Source organism: Clostridium sp. AM28-20LB (assembly GCF_003480665.1).
GTDB lineage: Bacteria > Bacillota > Clostridia > Lachnospirales > Lachnospiraceae > Otoolea > Otoolea fessa.
Genome location: NZ_QUJN01000007.1, coordinates 35,805 through 52,578 on the forward strand (window position 1 = coordinate 35,805; position 16,774 = coordinate 52,578).

Annotated in this window: 13 protein-coding genes and 2 tRNA genes; 10 read left to right on the top strand and 5 right to left on the bottom strand. The window is 48.3% G+C overall.

Annotation, left to right across the window (positions count from 1 at the left end; all coding sequences use genetic code 11):
• Nucleotides 1-69 precede the first annotated feature (69 nt).
• Nucleotides 70-978, bottom strand: a complete 909-nt coding sequence (locus tag DW739_RS12430) for an AraC family transcriptional regulator (RefSeq protein ID WP_118743140.1) — start codon at nt 976-978, stop codon at nt 70-72.
• 179 nt (nt 979-1,157) lie between these two features.
• On the opposite strand from DW739_RS12430, the gene DW739_RS12435 reads away from it, so the two are divergent.
• From DW739_RS12435 to DW739_RS12450, 4 genes are all read left to right on the top strand, one after another.
• Complete coding sequence (locus DW739_RS12435; RefSeq protein ID WP_107001103.1) at nt 1,158-3,545, top strand: formate C-acetyltransferase/glycerol dehydratase family glycyl radical enzyme; 2,388 nt, start codon at nt 1,158-1,160, stop codon at nt 3,543-3,545.
• Nucleotides 3,546-3,662: 117 nt separating this feature from the next.
• Nucleotides 3,663-4,649, top strand: coding sequence for a glycyl-radical enzyme activating protein (locus DW739_RS12440; protein WP_118743141.1), 987 nt, complete (start codon nt 3,663-3,665; stop codon nt 4,647-4,649).
• Nucleotides 4,650-4,860: 211 nt separating this feature from the next.
• Complete coding sequence (locus tag DW739_RS12445; protein WP_022358490.1) at nt 4,861-5,148, top strand: DUF2325 domain-containing protein; 288 nt, start codon at nt 4,861-4,863, stop codon at nt 5,146-5,148.
• A gap of 246 nt (nt 5,149-5,394) precedes the next feature.
• Nucleotides 5,395-5,805, top strand: coding sequence for a metal-dependent transcriptional regulator (locus DW739_RS12450; RefSeq protein WP_118743142.1), 411 nt, complete (start codon nt 5,395-5,397; stop codon nt 5,803-5,805).
• A 238-nt stretch (nt 5,806-6,043) separates the two neighbouring features.
• Here the strand turns inward: DW739_RS12450 and DW739_RS12455 are convergent, their stop codons facing one another.
• The 3 genes from DW739_RS12455 to DW739_RS12465 form a co-directional block, all read right to left on the bottom strand.
• Nucleotides 6,044-6,673 (bottom strand): DUF4397 domain-containing protein, encoded by a 630-nt coding sequence (locus DW739_RS12455; protein WP_118743143.1) that lies wholly within the window; start codon nt 6,671-6,673, stop codon nt 6,044-6,046.
• A 240-nt stretch (nt 6,674-6,913) separates the two neighbouring features.
• Nucleotides 6,914-6,985 (bottom strand) — tRNA-Glu (locus DW739_RS12460).
• Nucleotides 6,986-7,003: 18 nt separating this feature from the next.
• Nucleotides 7,004-7,077: transfer RNA gene (locus DW739_RS12465), tRNA-Pro, on the bottom strand.
• 317 nt (nt 7,078-7,394) lie between these two features.
• Between DW739_RS12465 and DW739_RS14975 the strand changes: the two genes are divergently transcribed.
• Nucleotides 7,395-7,538 (top strand): hypothetical protein, encoded by a 144-nt coding sequence (locus tag DW739_RS14975; protein WP_022358601.1) that lies wholly within the window; start codon nt 7,395-7,397, stop codon nt 7,536-7,538.
• A gap of 225 nt (nt 7,539-7,763) precedes the next feature.
• On the opposite strand, the gene DW739_RS12470 is transcribed toward DW739_RS14975, so the two are convergent.
• A complete protein-coding gene (locus tag DW739_RS12470) occupies nt 7,764-8,447 on the bottom strand; it encodes a 3D domain-containing protein (protein WP_182427993.1) in 684 nt (227 codons plus the stop codon).
• Between the two features lie 470 nt (nt 8,448-8,917).
• Between DW739_RS12470 and hrcA the strand changes: the two genes are divergently transcribed.
• The 5 genes from hrcA (at nt 8,918) to DW739_RS12495 (ending at nt 16,653) form a co-directional block, all read left to right on the top strand.
• Nucleotides 8,918-9,961 carry a heat-inducible transcriptional repressor HrcA gene (gene hrcA / locus DW739_RS12475; RefSeq protein ID WP_022359494.1) on the top strand — a complete coding sequence of 348 codons (1,044 nt, stop codon included), beginning with the start codon at nt 8,918-8,920 and terminating at the stop codon, nt 9,959-9,961.
• Between the two features lie 31 nt (nt 9,962-9,992).
• Complete coding sequence (gene grpE / locus DW739_RS12480; RefSeq protein WP_118743145.1) at nt 9,993-10,604, top strand: nucleotide exchange factor GrpE; 612 nt, start codon at nt 9,993-9,995, stop codon at nt 10,602-10,604.
• A 144-nt stretch (nt 10,605-10,748) separates the two neighbouring features.
• Nucleotides 10,749-12,617 carry a molecular chaperone DnaK gene (dnaK, locus tag DW739_RS12485; RefSeq protein WP_022359496.1) on the top strand — a complete coding sequence of 623 codons (1,869 nt, stop codon included), beginning with the start codon at nt 10,749-10,751 and terminating at the stop codon, nt 12,615-12,617.
• Nucleotides 12,618-12,930: 313 nt separating this feature from the next.
• Nucleotides 12,931-14,085 carry a molecular chaperone DnaJ gene (gene dnaJ / locus DW739_RS12490; protein ID WP_107001096.1) on the top strand — a complete coding sequence of 385 codons (1,155 nt, stop codon included), beginning with the start codon at nt 12,931-12,933 and terminating at the stop codon, nt 14,083-14,085.
• Nucleotides 14,086-14,544: 459 nt separating this feature from the next.
• A complete protein-coding gene (locus DW739_RS12495; RefSeq protein ID WP_118743146.1) occupies nt 14,545-16,653 on the top strand; it encodes a L,D-transpeptidase family protein in 2,109 nt (702 codons plus the stop codon).
• Nucleotides 16,654-16,774 lie beyond the last annotated feature (121 nt).

Sequence of the window (16,774 nt, forward strand, 5' to 3'; positions counted from 1 at the left end):
CTTTATATTTTTATACCACCTTAGCAGCCGGTCGGTTTCTCTGATAAAGAGAAGCCGACCGGTTTTCCATTAACTGCTTGGGAAATCTGGTTTTGATAAGTGCTGTTTCCGGTACTGTGCCGGTGTGCAGCCAATGATCCGTTTGAATGTGGCGATGTAATTGCTGACCTGGTTGTATCCGACCAGTCCGGCAATCTGTGAGATGGGCAGATCGCGGTGAAGGAGGGAAACACTGGTCTGGATGCGGTAATTAGTTAAATATCCATAGGGAGTTGTGTGAAGAATATTTTGAAAAATCCGGCAGCATTCTCCGACGCTGATATTGGCTGATGCAGCCAGGTCTGAGAGCTGTAAATCATCTGCGTAATGTGCATAGATGAACAGGAGAATGGATTGCAGGCGCTGCTGGCGCAGGAGGTTAATAGAGGTAGAATTCCCACTGCTGTGAAAATTGGAAATCAGCAGATTCCACATCGAGGCAATCTTAATGCAGATAGAATATTCATTGCCTTTAACCTGATTGGAAAGAAATAAATCGGTTATTTTTTTGTGCAGTCCGATCAACTCTTTCTGCCATTCGGATTCCGGGTGAATAGAGAAAGCGGAGAATTTCCCGCCGGCGGTATAGGGCAGGACGTAGTCCTGATCCATGCGGCTTCCAGGAAAAAAGGCAAGAAGGCGGTAAGGAAAATTGAGGCTCGCATAGGAGCCGTCTTCCGACATCTGTGTGACGGCATGAATCAGGGAGGTGTTGACGAAAATCAGATCTCCAGCCTGTCCGGGCAGAGAAAGATTATCTGCCTGCATTGTCAATGTTCCGCTTAGTACGAGGGTAAACTGCAGCTCATCATGCCAGTGGAAGTCGCGCAGCCAGCGTCCCGGCGGCTGCATGGAATGAATATCAGAATAGTAGACATTGACCGGAAAATCTTGATCTTGATAGTGGTTGACTTCCTGTAACTGGGAAGTAGATTTCAAAGGATCCCTTCTTTCTATAAAAATTCAATATGTTAAGATTTTGGTATTTTTAGTTATTGATATTGTACCATTTCCACATAAGAATTGCTATACTTTTAAACGAAAAGAGATTTATATCAGGTGCTAAAAAAATAAATCCCACAGAATGGGAATGTGAGTAAAAAATAGGAGGAAATCAGATGGCAGCAATCGAAAGAAAACCATACATGGATCGGATTGACCGATTAAAACAGAGAGTATTAAAGACCAAGCCAGAGATGGATCTGGAAAATGCAATTATCCTGACAAAGGGCTTCCAGGAATCAGAGGGACAGCCGCTGTGCATCCGGAAAGCATATGCATTTAAGAAACAGTGCCTGGAGAAAACTGTAAAAATCTGGGGGGATGAGCTGATTGTCGGCAATGCCGGAAGCAAGCAGCGCGGCGGTATTTTAAGTGTCGATACCTGCTGGTCGGTTCTGGATGAGGAGCTGGATACCATCAGTACCCGTCCATATGACCCATTCTATCTGCGCCCAGAGGATCGGAAGGCATTTGAGGAGATCATCCGCCCGTACTGGAAGGGACGTTCCACGTATGAGCAGTGGCTGGTACAATGCCCAGATTTTGCGGCAACCTTACGTGACTGCGGCGCTCTTTACATCAACCGTAAATCGGTTCGTGGCTGGGGCGAGACGACTGCGGGTTATTCCAGAGTCATTAAAGAAGGCATGGAGGGAATCAAGGCGCATATCCATAAAGTGCTTGATACACTTGATATTACCCGTCCGGGTGACTATGAGAAGATTGAATACCTGAAAGCGATGGAGCTGGCAGCTGACGGTATCTCCGCATTGGGACACCGCTATGCGGCAGAGGCGAGAAAGCTGGCAGAGGCAGAGCCGGATGAGAAGCGCAGAAAAGAACTGTTACAGATTGCAGGGACCTGCGATCAGGTTCCGGAAAAACCGGCGCGTACCTTCCGCGAGGCGATTCAGTCGATGTATATTTACCAGACCTGTATTTTCATGGAGCAGAATGCAGCAAGCTACAACCCGGGACGTATGGATCAGTATCTTTACCCATTTTATAAGGCAGATATCGAGGCTGGCCGTTTGACAGAGGAAGAGGCGCAGGAACTTTTGGACTGCTTATGGGTTAAATTCTCTGAGCAGTGCCTGTTCCAGGATCAGGTAACTGCACAGTTTTCCGCCGGTTACCCAATGTTCCAGAACGTATGCTGCGGCGGTGTGGATGAGCGCGGCATGGACGCAGTCAATGACGTGTCGTACCTGATTCTGCAGGCAACCGCAGAAGTACAGTTATATCAGCCGTCCCTGTCTGTCCGCTACAATATGGCGAAGAATCCGAGCAGCTTCTTAAAGAAGATTGCAGAGGTTATCAAGCTTGGAACCGGTTTCCCGGCATTCCACAACGATGAAGTTGGTATCGAGATGCTCCTGAACAAGGGAATCCCGTTAAAAGAAGCATATAACTGGAATCCATGCGGCTGTGTAGAGACGAACCTGGAAGGAAAACAGAGATGCTACACCGCATATGCAGACTTCAACTTAGGTTCTGCGGTTGAATTTGCCCTGTTAAACGGCAAGAGCCGTAAATATGGCATTCAGGCATCTGAGGCGACCGGCGATCCGACTGCCTTTAATACCTACGAAGAGTTTGAAGAGGCAGTCAAAGAGCAGATCCGCTATGAACTTCGCGGAACCGTGGCTTCCAGCCATGTATGCGATGACATTGGCTTCCAGAGGGTCGTTCCGGCACTTTCCCTTTCTTTCTATGAGTGCGTAGAGAATGCGAAAGATTACGCATGGGGCGGTGCGAAATATAACCTTGGAAATGGTATTGATGCGATCGGCGTAGCAGACCTGATCAACAGCCTGATTGCAGTAAAGAAACTTGTATTTGATGAGAAAAAAGTAACGATGCAGCGTCTTCTGGATGCACTGGATGCAAACTTTGTGGGTTATGAGGATGTCAAGAAGATGTGTGATGAAGCTCCGAAGTACGGCAATGATGACGACGAAGTAAACGAGCTGACCGGTGATATGTTCTGTTTTATCGCGGACTATATCGAGTCGTTCCACAGCAAATTCGGCAAGATGACGCCAGGTATTCTTCCGGTATCTGGAAATACTCCGTTTGGTCTGGAGGTCGGTGCACTTCCGTCCGGACGCCTGGCTTGGAAACCGTTAGCAGACGGCGTATCTCCGAACCAGGGAACCGATACCGAGGGCATGGGCGCTGTATTGAAATCCATTTCCCACATTCCGCATGGCCGTTTCAATCAGGGAACCCTGCTGAATGTAAAGATGGATACGGTATTCCGCGACAGCCCGAACTCGACAAAAGAACTGATGAACTACCTGCGGAGTCTCTGCTCCCTGGGCGTATTCCACACACAGTTCAATGTCATCGATACGGAGACCTTAAAAGAAGCACAGAAGCATCCGGAGGATTACAACGGACTGCTGGTACGTGTAGCTGGTTATACAGCATATTTTACAGAGCTTGGAAAAGAAGTACAGGACGATATCATTTCCAGAACTTCACATTCCAATATCTGCTAGGAAAAAGAGTGAAATCTGCCGTGTTTCATAAAAAATACGGCAAATCAGCTACCGGGGATGTGCATCATGCGCGGTGGCGGGCAGCAGGCAAGGTGTACTTGACAGGAGGAACAGCGTATGGAATTAAAAGCAAATATTCTTCGGATTGAGCGGTTATCCCTCTCCGATGGGAAGGGAATGCGGACGGTTGTATTTTTTAAGGGCTGTCCCCTGCGCTGTGCCTGGTGTTCGACACCGGAGTCACAGTCGGGGCAGCGGGAAGTCTACTATATGAAAGAGCGCTGCACCGGATGCGGTGCCTGCATCCAGGTCTGTCCGGAACAGGCACTTCGCCGGAGCGAAAAAACGGGAGAGATCGTGAGGGATTACAGCAGCTGTAAACAGTGCTTTCAGTGTGTGGATGCCTGCAATTACCGGGCACAGCAGATCTATGGCAAGGAGATGACCGTAAAAGAGGTAATGCGCGAGATCCAGAAGGATGAGATGTTTTTCTTCTATTCTGGTGGTGGCGTGACACTTTCAGGAGGTGATCTGTTCTGTCAGACGGATTTTGCGGAAGCACTGCTGGAGGCCTGTGATGATGCCTGTATCAATGCGGCGGCAGAGTTAGATATGTTTACTTCGTTTGAAAATGTGAAACGGATCGTGCCGCATCTGCAGATGTTTTATGTGGATGTGAAAACCATGGATCCGGAAAAGCATAAGAAATGGACGGGGCAGGACAATGCCTGTATTCTGGAAAATATCCGCAAAGCCGATGCGATCTGCGCGCCGCATTCGATTCATGTCCGTGTGCCGCTGGTAGAAGGAGTCAATGATGATGTGGAAAATATTCGGAAAACGGCGCAGTTATGCCAGGAACTTAAAAATTGTCAGGAATTGGAATTTCTGCCATATCATAGACTGGGGCTTCATGCATACCGGCAGCTGGGAAGAAACTATCAATTAGAAGAACATGCGTCGATGAGCCGTTGGGATGTGTATCAGAAAATGAGATTTCTGTGCGAAACGGATTGGATGTTTGATATAGCGATATCAGGATTGGAGGTGTATAAAGCTGGGATAGGAAAAACGGGAGTAACAGAGGAGGTGTTAAAAGCGTAAAATACGATAAAAATTAGTATTGGATAAAAATGGATAATGGGAAAATGCATACCGTGTAAGATAAGGTTGGTTGGTGAAAAATAGTCTTGCACGGTACGTTTATTTCTATGAATTTTCTATGAATTTCAATTTTCCTCTGGACAAACAAGATGAGTTAGTGTACACTAACTTCATCAGCAGTTAGACAGAGCTAACTTTCGGAGGATAAAATATGAGTGTTGTAATTGTAGGTGGTCATGACCGCATGGTCAGCCAGTACGTGAAAATCTGCAAATCATTTAACTGTAAGGCAAAGGTATTTACACAGATGACGGCGGATTTCGGCAAACAGATCGGAGCGCCGGATCTGCTTGTACTCTTTACAAGCACCGTTTCCCATAAAATGATTCGGACGGCGGTTGATGGTGCAAAGGGAAGCCGGACAGAAGTTGTCCGCTGCCACACCAGCAGCAAAACCGCGTTGGAAGAAATTTTGCAGGAACACTGTGCAGCTTGCTAAGTATTAGATGAAAAATATGAAAAAACAGATTGTATAGTATAGGGGCATCCGCCGGGGAACTGTTCACGGGTAGGCACTTTTGGAACCGATATATTGTTCAATATGGTTTGAAATATTCTTCCAAGTATGGTATTCTAATATATAATATTATGGTAACTGGTCGGAAGCTTGGGCAGATGATTCTGCGGGAGACGGGGAGGCACGAAGCCAGACCGGTTATGTGTTAGAAGTTTGGAGGGAATCACTTTGAAAATACAGCAGTCAGCAGAGGATTATCTGGAAACGATTCTTATGTTAAGCTATCGCAAGCCGATGATCCGTTCGATCGATGTAGTCAATGAGCTGGGGTATTCAAAACCAAGCGTCAGCGTTGCGATGAAGAATCTTCGTGAAAACGGTTATATTTCGATGGATCATGAGGGATATATCACTCTGGAGCCGTCGGGACGGAAGATCGCGGAGATGATTTATGAGCGTCATACATTACTGACAAAGCTTTTGGTAGCGTTGGATGTGCCAAGAGAGGTGGCAGTGGAAGATGCCTGCCGCATTGAACATGTGATCAGCCCGCAGAGTTTTGAGGCAATCAAAGAATTTGCAGCCGCGCATCTGGCAAAGATCGAGGAAGCAAACCGGACAGATGAGCCGGAAAAATAGATGGCTGTTTAAGGTTCGGACAGTTATATTCTCATCATAAATTTATAATTGCAGAGGACACGGAAGAGAGACCGCACGCGTGAACGTGGCGGTCTCTTTTTTCATAGGAAATTGCGTCCTAGGAAATTGCGTCCTATGAAACAAAAAACGCTCCGCGAGGATGTGTACTCGCGCGAAGAAGCTTTTCTGTAACTGTTCAGTAGGTCTGCGCATTTACACTTTTCTCAAATAAAAGCGATCAGGCGTTGAGCATCTGTACCGAAAAATCATTAAAAGTACCCAGAACCGCCAGCGTGTAGCTGTAACCGCTGCGAAGCCGGATATTCGTGTTGACGATGGCGAAGCCCGGATTGGTCCGGCGGTAGACGGTCAGCTGGTAGATGCCGGGGATGATGTGCATATAGCGCGTATAATTCATGTAATCCAGATCGGATACGACCAGACGCCCGTTCAGGTATATATCGATGGGTTCGCGGATGGAGGCGGCATTGTAGAAACGCAGGTGCGCGATCTCCGATGAGGTGGAAAAGAACGGCGAGAGAATGCCCCAGGTCCAGAGCGCGCCATTTGGAGATGGCTTCCAGTTGGAACCGCCGCAGTTCATGCAGCCGCCGGTGTTTGGGCGGTCATAATTATTGGACGGCAGGCTGGGCATCACATCCCCGTATGGTCCGAAGCCCGGAGATACCTGAAGATCATTGGATGAGCTGTCCGGATATGTTAAGATAACAGGAGGCTGAGAACTAAATCCAGACTGTGCCGTATCACTGGTTCCAGCTGCTGCCGCATCCGTCTCCGGTGCCGCCGCCGGAGTCGTGTCAGCATCCCCCCCAGGCACTGCTGCTGCATCGTAGTTGTATGTTTCCATAAAAAGATACCTCTTTTCATATTGGCTATATTGCAGTATATGAAGAAGAAAAAAGGAGAGTTACTATTTGCAGGCAGGAATTTTCTGGACTGAAAATTCTGTTCGATACTGTAGAAAAGCGTATTTTGCCGATCTGGAATGCGGAGCATCGGCAAAAATCAGTTATAGTTTACATGATTTGGTGAAAGGTCAAGAATGAAGAAAATAAAAAAGAGACTCGAATCTCGAATCTCTTTCCAGTGACCTGTCCGGGAATCGAACCCGGGTTTACGCCGTGAGAGGGCGTCGTCTTGACCGCTTGACCAACAGGCCATATTTAATTTTGTTCAATCGAGGCGACGTGATTCGAACACGCGACCTCTGCGTCCCGAACGCAGCGCTCTACCAAACTGAGCCACGCCTCGATATGATTTTCTCGCTTTTGAAGCGGTGCTCATCAGCGACTCCTATATACTATCACGCCTTCCCAAAAAATGCAAGCGTTTTTTTGAAAAAAATTGAAAAAGTTTTAAAAAATTGAAAAAACCCTTTAAAATCAATATTTTCACGCTTTTAACTTATATTTCGAAATTATTATGAATAACGTAAGAAAGCGAAAGGATGATTAAAGTCTTGCTAAGGATGCGCCGAAACTCTTTTCATTTTGGATAAAAAGAATAAAATGGGGAACAAAGCATAGTGAGCTTGCATTGAAAAATGAATGAGTCAGGAGGAATTAAGTATGAACATCATCGCAGCCATCTTATTTGGAATATATGGAGTAATCGGAGGCGTGAGTACCGTCGTATGTACCGTGAGCATTCCGGGTATCATTATTTGGAAAATTTACCGGAAAACGAAATATCATAAGGCGCTGACGGATTAAGTAAAATAAGGGTAACTGTTCAGTAGGTCTGTGCATTTACTGCGCTGACCGTACGAAAACATGGGCTAGCAGGCAAAAATCCCATTGCCGTAGGCAATTTTTAATGGATTTTTGCGCGTGACTGTGAAGGTACTGAACAGTTACAAATAAGAATTATAAAAAAAGGGTCTTGCAGATGAAAGATTTTCTATCTGCAAGACCCTTTTTTGCTTAAAATCAATGTAATTATCGGACAATATAGACATCGGCGCTTCTCTTTCCATACTGCAGTGCCTGACTGTGGGAGTTGAAGAAGATGTCCAGTTTGTTTCCGCGGATGCCGCTGCCGCTGTCCTCGACGGTATAGACAACGCCGTTGATGCGGAGTTTGGTTCCGAGCGGGAATACGCGCAAGTCGGCGGAAATGGTATGTCCTGCCTGCGGAATGGTGCCGGATTTAGTGCGGTTCTTTCCGCCACGGCAGCATCTGCGGCAGCTGCAGTAAGCAGTTGTCGTAAAACGTCCGGCGTAGATTTCAGCAGGTGCATCTGCTTCCTGTGCCTCGGCAGCAGCATTTGTGTCAGTATTTTCAGTCATTGCAGCTTCGTCAGCGTTCTCTGCCTCCGCCTGTGCAGACTCATTTGAAAATGCAGCGACTTCTGCCTCGGAAGCGTTCGTGTCAGCTGCTTCTTCCGCAGCAGCGTTTGTCTGCTTTCTAATCAGCTCCGGATCGGAAGCCGGACCAGATGGTGTCTGGGCTGCTTCGGTGGAAGTGCCGTTTGTTTCTTCACCGGTTGCCGCATCTATTTGGGAGACAAGCTCGGTTCCGGCATCTGTGGCTGCCAGTGTATTCATGGTGCCTGCCATGAGACAGACCAGGCTCATTGCCGTTGTGGCAAGACCGCGCCGCATGGTGTTCATCATATTCATCAAATAAAAACCTCTCATTTCAATTTAGATTCATTTGTCTCACCGCAACGATTGTGTATCTCACAAATATTGCAATGCGTTTACAAATGTTATAATTTGTTACTATTATATTACAAAAATGTTAAATGTCAAGCCGGAGAGCCGGAAATAGGGCTCTGGAAGCAGTCGGAGGTTCGACAAGTCGAAAACTTGTTCGAACGCAAACGGGAAAGCGGGTAAGGGAGTTTCTACCTATAGAAAGTGTGAAAATCAGCGTGCCTAAAAACAGGGTATGCAGAATGGAAAATTTTATTCGAAAAAAGAAGAAAAAAAATTTTTTAAAAACCGAAAAAAATCATTGACAAATACTTGCGTAAGTAATATAGTATGAACTGTAGATATTAGCACTCTGATAGATTGAGTGCTAACAGAAAACTTCCAGAGCGGGTTTAAGAGATCGGCGGAAGCGGATGCACGGAAGGAGAGATTGGATGGAACTGGATGAGAGAAAAGAAAAGATTTTGAAAGCGATTATCCAGAACTATCTGGAGACCGGAGAGCCGGTTGGTTCCAGAACGATCTCCAAGTATTCCGATTTGAAACTCAGTTCGGCGACGATTCGAAATGAGATGTCGGATCTGGAAGAACTGGGATATATCATTCAGCCGCACACATCGGCAGGCCGGATTCCTTCGGATAAAGGATATCGTTTCTATGTAGATCAGTTGATTCATGAGAAAGAGACGGAGGTCACGCAAGTGCGTGATATGGTCATCCAGAGAGTGGATCGGGTGGAGCTTCTGTTAAAGCAGATGGCAAAGCTTTTGGCGAGCAATACGAATTATGCGACGCTGATCAGCGGACCGCAGTATCACCAGACGAAGATCAAGTTTATACAGCTTTCCAGAGTGGAAGCCGGGAAACTCCTGATTGTCACTGTTTTAGAAGGCAACATTATCAAGAACTCGATTGTGACACTTGATGCAGAGCTTACCGATGAGGACATCCTGAATCTGAATATTCTTTTAAATAGCGGTCTCAACGGATTGACGATGGAGCAGATTAATCTGGATGTCATTACCCGGATGAAAGGGCAGGCAGGCGAGCGCAGCCACATCGTGGATGTGGTACTAAGCGAGGTGGCCGAGGCGATTCGTTCCGGCGAGGAAGATTTACAGATTTACACCGAAGGTACGACGAACATTTTCAAATATCCGGAACTGAGCGATGGCGCGAAAGCCAGCCAGCTCATCGGGACACTGGAGCAGAAAGACCTCTGGAGAGAGATTCTTACCGAGGACGATGCGGACAGCGATAAGAAAAATGAGATTCAGGTCTACATCGGAAGTGAGACACAGGTGCAGTCGATGAAGGACTGCAGTATCGTTACTGCCAATTATGAATTGGGGGACGGACTTCGGGGAACGATAGGAATCGTTGGACCGAAACGAATGGATTATGACAAAGTTGTATCGACCCTGCGCTCATTAAAGAGCCAGCTCGATCAGACATTCAATCATAAAGATACCGAGTAGCACGGATGTGCAAAATAAAGAGGTGAGAGACATGGCAAAGACAGAGATAGATTCCAAAGCAGCCGAGGCGGCAAATGAGGAGCAGGTAAAAGAAACAGAAAATCAGGCAGAAGCTGAGGCAGTGAAGGAAAAGGAAGCTTCTTCGGAAGACGCACAAGCGCCGGAGGGAGAAAAAGAGAAAAAAGGATTTTTCTCCAAGAAGAAGGATAAGAAAGATGAGCAGATCGAGGAGCTGACGGATCGCCTGAAGCGCACGATGGCTGAATTTGACAATTTCCGGAAACGAACGGAGAAAGAAAAATCAGCAATGTATGAGATTGGCGCAAAGGACATCATCGAGAAGATTCTCCCGGTGGTGGACAATTTCGAGCGTGGTCTGGCGACCATCCCGGAGGGCGAAGAAAAAAGTGCTTTCGCCGAGGGCATGGATAAGGTTTACAAGCAGCTCGTAAAAACACTGGGCGATGCAGGTGTAAAGCCAATCGAAGCGGTTGGTCAGCCATTTGATCCGAACTTCCACAATGCAGTGATGCATATTGAGGATGAAAACCTGGGTGAGAATGTGGTAGCCGAGGAGTTCCAGAAAGGCTATGTATACCGTGACAGCGTGGTTCGCCACAGCATGGTAAAAGTGGCAAATTAAAATAGGTAACACGTAGACAGCTGGCACCCAGAATTCGGTGCTGGTGGTTGATTTGATATAATATAGACAGACAGGCGGCAGAATTTAGCTCCCATGAGGAGAAAGAGAACTGCCAGAAAAAGATAATTTCAGGAGGAAATAACTATGAGCAAGATTATCGGTATTGACTTAGGTACAACAAACAGTTGTGTAGCCGTTATGGAAGGTGGTAAACCGGTTGTTATCGCAAATACAGAAGGTATCCGTACCACACCGTCCGTTGTGGCATTTACAAAGACAGGCGAGAGACTGGTCGGCGAGCCGGCAAAGCGTCAGGCAGTTACCAACGCTGAGAAGACAATTTCTTCTATCAAGAGACACATGGGCAGCGACTACAAAGTAACCATTGATGACAAGAAATATACGCCGCAGGAGATTTCCGCGATGATTCTGCAGAAGCTGAAAGCAGATGCAGAGAGCTACTTGGGCGAGAAGGTAAACGAGGCAGTTATTACTGTTCCGGCTTACTTCAACGACGCACAGCGTCAGGCAACCAAGGATGCAGGTAAGATCGCTGGTCTGGATGTAAAGAGAATTATCAACGAGCCGACGGCAGCAGCGCTTGCGTATGGTCTTGATAATGAGAAAGAGCAGAAGATCATGGTATATGACTTAGGTGGCGGTACATTCGATGTTTCCATCATCGAGATCGGTGACGGCGTTATCGAGGTTCTGGCAACCAACGGCGATACACATCTGGGCGGCGATGATTTCGATAACCGTATTACCCAGTGGATGATCGACGAGTTCAAGAAAGCAGAGGGTGTAGACCTTTCCGCTGATAAGATGGCGCTTCAGAGACTGAAAGAAGCAGCTGAGAAAGCGAAAAAAGAGCTTTCTTCCGCAACTACAACCAATATCAACCTTCCGTTCATCACTGCAACCAGCGAGGGACCGAAGCATCTGGATATGAACCTGACCAGAGCTAAATTTGATGAGCTGACCAGAGACTTAATCGAGAGAACCGCAATTCCGGTACAGAACGCACTGAAAGATGCTGGTATCACTGCTTCTGAGTTAAGCAAAGTACTTCTGGTAGGTGGTTCCACACGTATGCTGGCAGCACAGGAAGAAGTAAAACGTCTGACTGGTAAAGAGCCGAGCAAATCCTTAAACCCGGATGAGTGCGTAGCAATCGGTGCAGCTATCCAGGGTGGTAAGCTGGCTGGCGATGCTGGTGCCGGTGATATCCTTCTTCTGGATGTAACTCCGCTGTCCCTGTCCATCGAGACTATGGGTGGTGTAGCAACCAGACTGATTGAGAGAAATACCACAATCCCGACCAAGAAGAGCCAGATCTTCTCTACCGCAGCTGATAACCAGACCGCTGTTGATATCCACGTTGTACAGGGCGAGAGACAGTTCGCAAAGGACAACAAGACACTGGGAACCTTCCGTCTGGATGGCATTCTTCCGGCAAGAAGAGGTGTTCCGCAGATTGAGGTTACCTTCGATATTGATGCAAATGGTATCGTAAATGTATCTGCAAAAGACCTTGGTACAGGTAAAGAGCAGCACATCACGATTACCTCTGGTTCCAATATGTCCGATTCCGATATCGACAAGGCAGTCAAAGAGGCAGCTGAGTACGAGGCACAGGATAAGAAGAGAAAAGAGGGCATCGATGCAAGAAATGAAGCTGACTCCATGGTATTCCAGACCGAGAAGGCTCTGCAGGATGTAGGCGATAAGATCGATGCAAACGATAAAGCAGCCGTAGAAGCTGACTTAAATGCACTGAAAGAAGCTATCAACAAAGCTCCGATCGACCAGATGACCGATGCACAGATTGATGAAATCAAGGCTGGCAAGGAGAAACTGATGAACAGTGCACAGGCACTCTTCAGCAAGGTTTACGAGCAGGCACAGGCAGCTGGCGCAGCAGGAGCACAGGGCGGTGCTCAGGGTGCAGCTGATGCAGGAAGTGCACCGCACGACGATAATGTAGTTGACGGCGACTTTAAAGAGGTATAATATAATAGGCAGCCATTTTTCAAAGAAAAATGAGCGGATTACGAATGCTTTTGAGGATTGCGGGAGCAGGTAGTGCGGAGCAATCCGGGGCATCGGGGTATCAATAGAAAAACGCAGTGAGGGGCTGTCGCAGGAATCTGCGGCAGACCCCCATTTGTAGGTTTTGGGGTAACTGTTCAGTAGGTCTGCGCATTTACTGCGCGTGACTGTGAAGGTACTGAACAGTTACGTTGTGGGAAGATAAATAGATACGATAGAAACTCTGCCGGATGCGGTCAAATGTACCGGCGGATTTTGGGAAGGAAGAGCTGAAATGGCAGAGAGTAAGAGAGATTACTATGAGGTCTTAGGCGTCCCGAAAGATGCGGACGATGCGACACTCAAAAAAGCATACAGAACCCTGGCCAAAAAGTATCATCCGGATGCAAATCCGGGCGATCAGGCGGCAGCCGATAAATTTAAGGAGGCATCGGAGGCGTACAGCGTACTGAGTGATCCGGAGAAGAGACGTCAGTATGATCAGTTCGGCCATGCGGCTTTTGACGGCGGTGCAGGCGGCGCTGGCGGATTCGGTGGTTTTGATTTCAACGGCGGCGATATGGGAGACATTTTCGGAGATATCTTCGGAGATATTTTTGGCGGCGGACGCAGCCGCGGCGGCAGAAGCAACGGACCGATGCGCGGCGCGGATGTGCGTACTAGTGTGCGGATTACTTTTGAAGAAGCGATCTTCGGCTGTGAAAAAGAGCTGGAGTTAAACTTAAAGGAAACCTGTGAGAAATGTCATGGAACGGGTGCAAAACCGGGAACCCAGCCGCAGACCTGTCCGAAATGTAACGGTAAAGGCAAGATCATGTACACGCAGCAGTCGTTCTTTGGTCAGATTCAGAATGTACAGACCTGTCCGGATTGTAACGGAACCGGAAAGATCATCAAGGATAAATGCCCGGATTGCTACGGAACCGGCTATGTAGCGAAGAGAAAGAAGATCAAAGTGACGATCCCGGCAGGTATCGACAACGGTCAGATGCTGCGTGACCGCGGCAATGGCGAACCAGGTACCAACGGCGGTCCGCGCGGAGATCTGCTGGTAGAAGTAGTGGTATCCCAGCACCCGATCTTCAAGCGTCAGGATACAACGATCTACTCAACCGTGCCGATCTCCTTCGTGAAAGCAGCACTCGGCGGTCCGATCCGCATCAAGACGGTGGACGGCGAGGTAGAGTATGAGGTCAAACCGGGAACCCAGACAGATACGAGAGTCCGTCTGAAAGGAAAAGGTGTTCCGTCTCTGCGTAACCGCAACGTGCGCGGCGACCATTTCGTGACGCTGGTGGTGCAGGTTCCGGAGCGAATGACCGAGGCACAGAAGGAAGCGCTTCGCAAGTTTGACGATGCCATGAACGGAATTGCACCGGAGGGCGAGAAACATAAGAAGAAAGGACTGTTCGGAAAGCTGGAGAAATAGAATACGGACAGGACAAAAATAGAAAAGAGCTGTCGGGCTGACATAAAAATGCGGCGCGGCAGCTCTTTGTTTCTGTTTCATAGAAAATCACGTCCCATTACGCGTTCTGTAACAGAATATAGTTACTGTTCACGCATACGTGCCCAGTAACGGAATTTGCCGTGGCTTCGCATTTAAATACGGCAAATTCCTGCTGCCACCACGTTTTCTTACGGCACTTTCGGTTCCAAAAGTGCCTACCCGTGAACAGAAACGTAACAGAATATACCAGAAAATGACAGAGTTTTGTAAGTTGACTTCCGTTTAAAACTTATATACAATAGGACGATGGAGGACCAGCAACACAGATAGCATGGATTTTTGTCAGAAAAATATGTCAAATGATAAAACCATTACTTGAATGGCAGGTCCTTCCGGGAGTAGGAACCCGTATTGGATTTTTAAAGGGAGAATAGGAAGATGACAGATAGAAACGGGAATTTGAATGAAAATTCACGTTCCGGCAGCCGCGAAGATGGGCGGGAGCCGGTGAGACGAAATACGGCGATGAACAGCCGGGAGATTATGCTGGAAGATGAAGATTATCTGGATGAGCCGGATGAGGGCTATTTGGATGATGATTATTTCGACCGGGATATGGAAGAACGGATCCTAAGGGAAGCAGAGCTGGACATGGAAAACATACACCAGCCAGAGCGTCAGGATCAGAACCGGTGGGAAGAGCCGGAACGCCTGCCGGAGAAAGAGCCGGAGGAGACAGCCAGTCGAAAGCGCAGCCGCGCCCGTGGAAATCAGAGCGCGGGTACAGGGCGGGAGGCAGCCCATGCGGCGCCGCAGCGGGGACAGGATTCCGGAAAGACGGCATCCTGGACGGAAGCCACCCCGGAAAAGGCAGCTCTGAAAGCTGAGCATAGAAAAAACGGTAAAAAGGCGGCGTGGATCGCTGCCTGTACGGCGGGCATTCTGCTCGTGGCAGCCGGAGGCGTCTATGTGGGAATGTCCCAGAAATATAAGACCCGTTTCTTTCCGAATACGCAGATCAACGGTGTTGACGCGTCCGGAAAGACAGCGGCAGAGGTGCAGGAACTGATTGCGGAAGGTGTGAATGGTTATACACTGACGATCGATGAGAGAAATAATCAGACAGAAACCATCGCCGGAACCGATATCAAACTGCATGCGGAGTTTGACGGCAGCCTGGAAAAGATGGTAGCGGCGCAGAACCCGTTCGCATGGCTGTGGCATATGAAACAGGAAGAATATACGATCGGAACCATGGTGGCGTATGACGATGCGGCGCTGGAAAGCCAGATCCGGAATTTATCGTGTTTAGACCCGGAGAAAGCGGTAGAACCGGTCAATGCAAAGATTTCTGAGTATGTGTCCGGACAGGGATATTCGATTGAGCCCGAACAGGAAGGAACGGCAGTCGAGGCGGAGAAGCTGACACAGGCGGTAACGGGTGCGATCGAGAATCTGCAGGATCATTTATCGCTGGAGGAAGCAGATGTCTATAAGAAGCCGACGGTATTGAAAGACGATGCATCTCTGGCAGAACAGCTGGATAAGATGAATAAATACGCGAAAATGAGCGTGACATACCAGTTTGGCGATTCGACGGAGACCTTAAATGGAGATCAGATTCATAGGTGGCTGATTGCCAATGCAGACGGAAGTGTTTCGGTAGATTCCTCCAAGGTGTCGGAGTACGTGTCTGAGATGGCGAAAGCACACAATACTTCAAACAAAGCGAAAACATTGAAAACATCGTATGGTTCCACGATTCAGGTAAGCGGCGGAACCTATGGCTGGAAGATCAACCAGGCGGCAGAGACGGAAGCGCTGGCAGCGATAATTGCCTCCGGCGAGAGTACGACGCGTGAGCCGGAGTATTCCCAGAAGGCGGCGAGCCATGGGGCAAATGACTACGGCGACACTTACGTGGAGATCAACCTGACCGGACAGCACCTTTTCTTCTATAAAGAAGGAAAGCTGGTGGTAGAGTCGGATTTCGTATCTGGAAACCTAGCGAAAGGCTGGGGAACCCCGGCAGGCTCGTATCCGCTGGCATATAAGCAGAAAAATGCGGTCCTGAAGGGTGAGAATTACCGGACGCCGGTTAATTACTGGATGCCGTTCAATAATGGTATCGGTATGCATGATGCGAAGTGGAGAAGCAGTTTTGGCGGTGCGATTTACAAGACGGGCGGTTCCCACGGCTGTATCAATCTGCCGCCGAGTGTTGCAAAGACGATCTTTGACAATATTTCGGCAGGAACTCCGGTGATCTGCTACAATCTGCCTGGTACGGAGAAGAGTACGACGAGCGGTACGGCAAAACCGGCGGAGACGAAGCCGGCAGAGACCACGGCGCCAGCAGAAACACCAGCGCCGGCAGAGACGCAGGCGCCAGCACCGGCAGAAACACAGGCACCGGGTCCGGCACCGACCACAGCGTCAACGCAGGCGGAGACGAAAGCGCCAGAGACTGCGGCACCGACCCAGGCAGGACCGGGAGGTCCTTCGGGGGATAATGGTGGAAATATTGCAGTGGGACCAGGAGCATAGGAAGAAACGGGAATAAAAATCGAGAAAAAACCTGCATAAAATGATTTACACCGAAAACATATTGTGTTATACTAAATACGTATGAGTCCGCCGGTGCTCAGTTTTTTGACGACTCCGACAT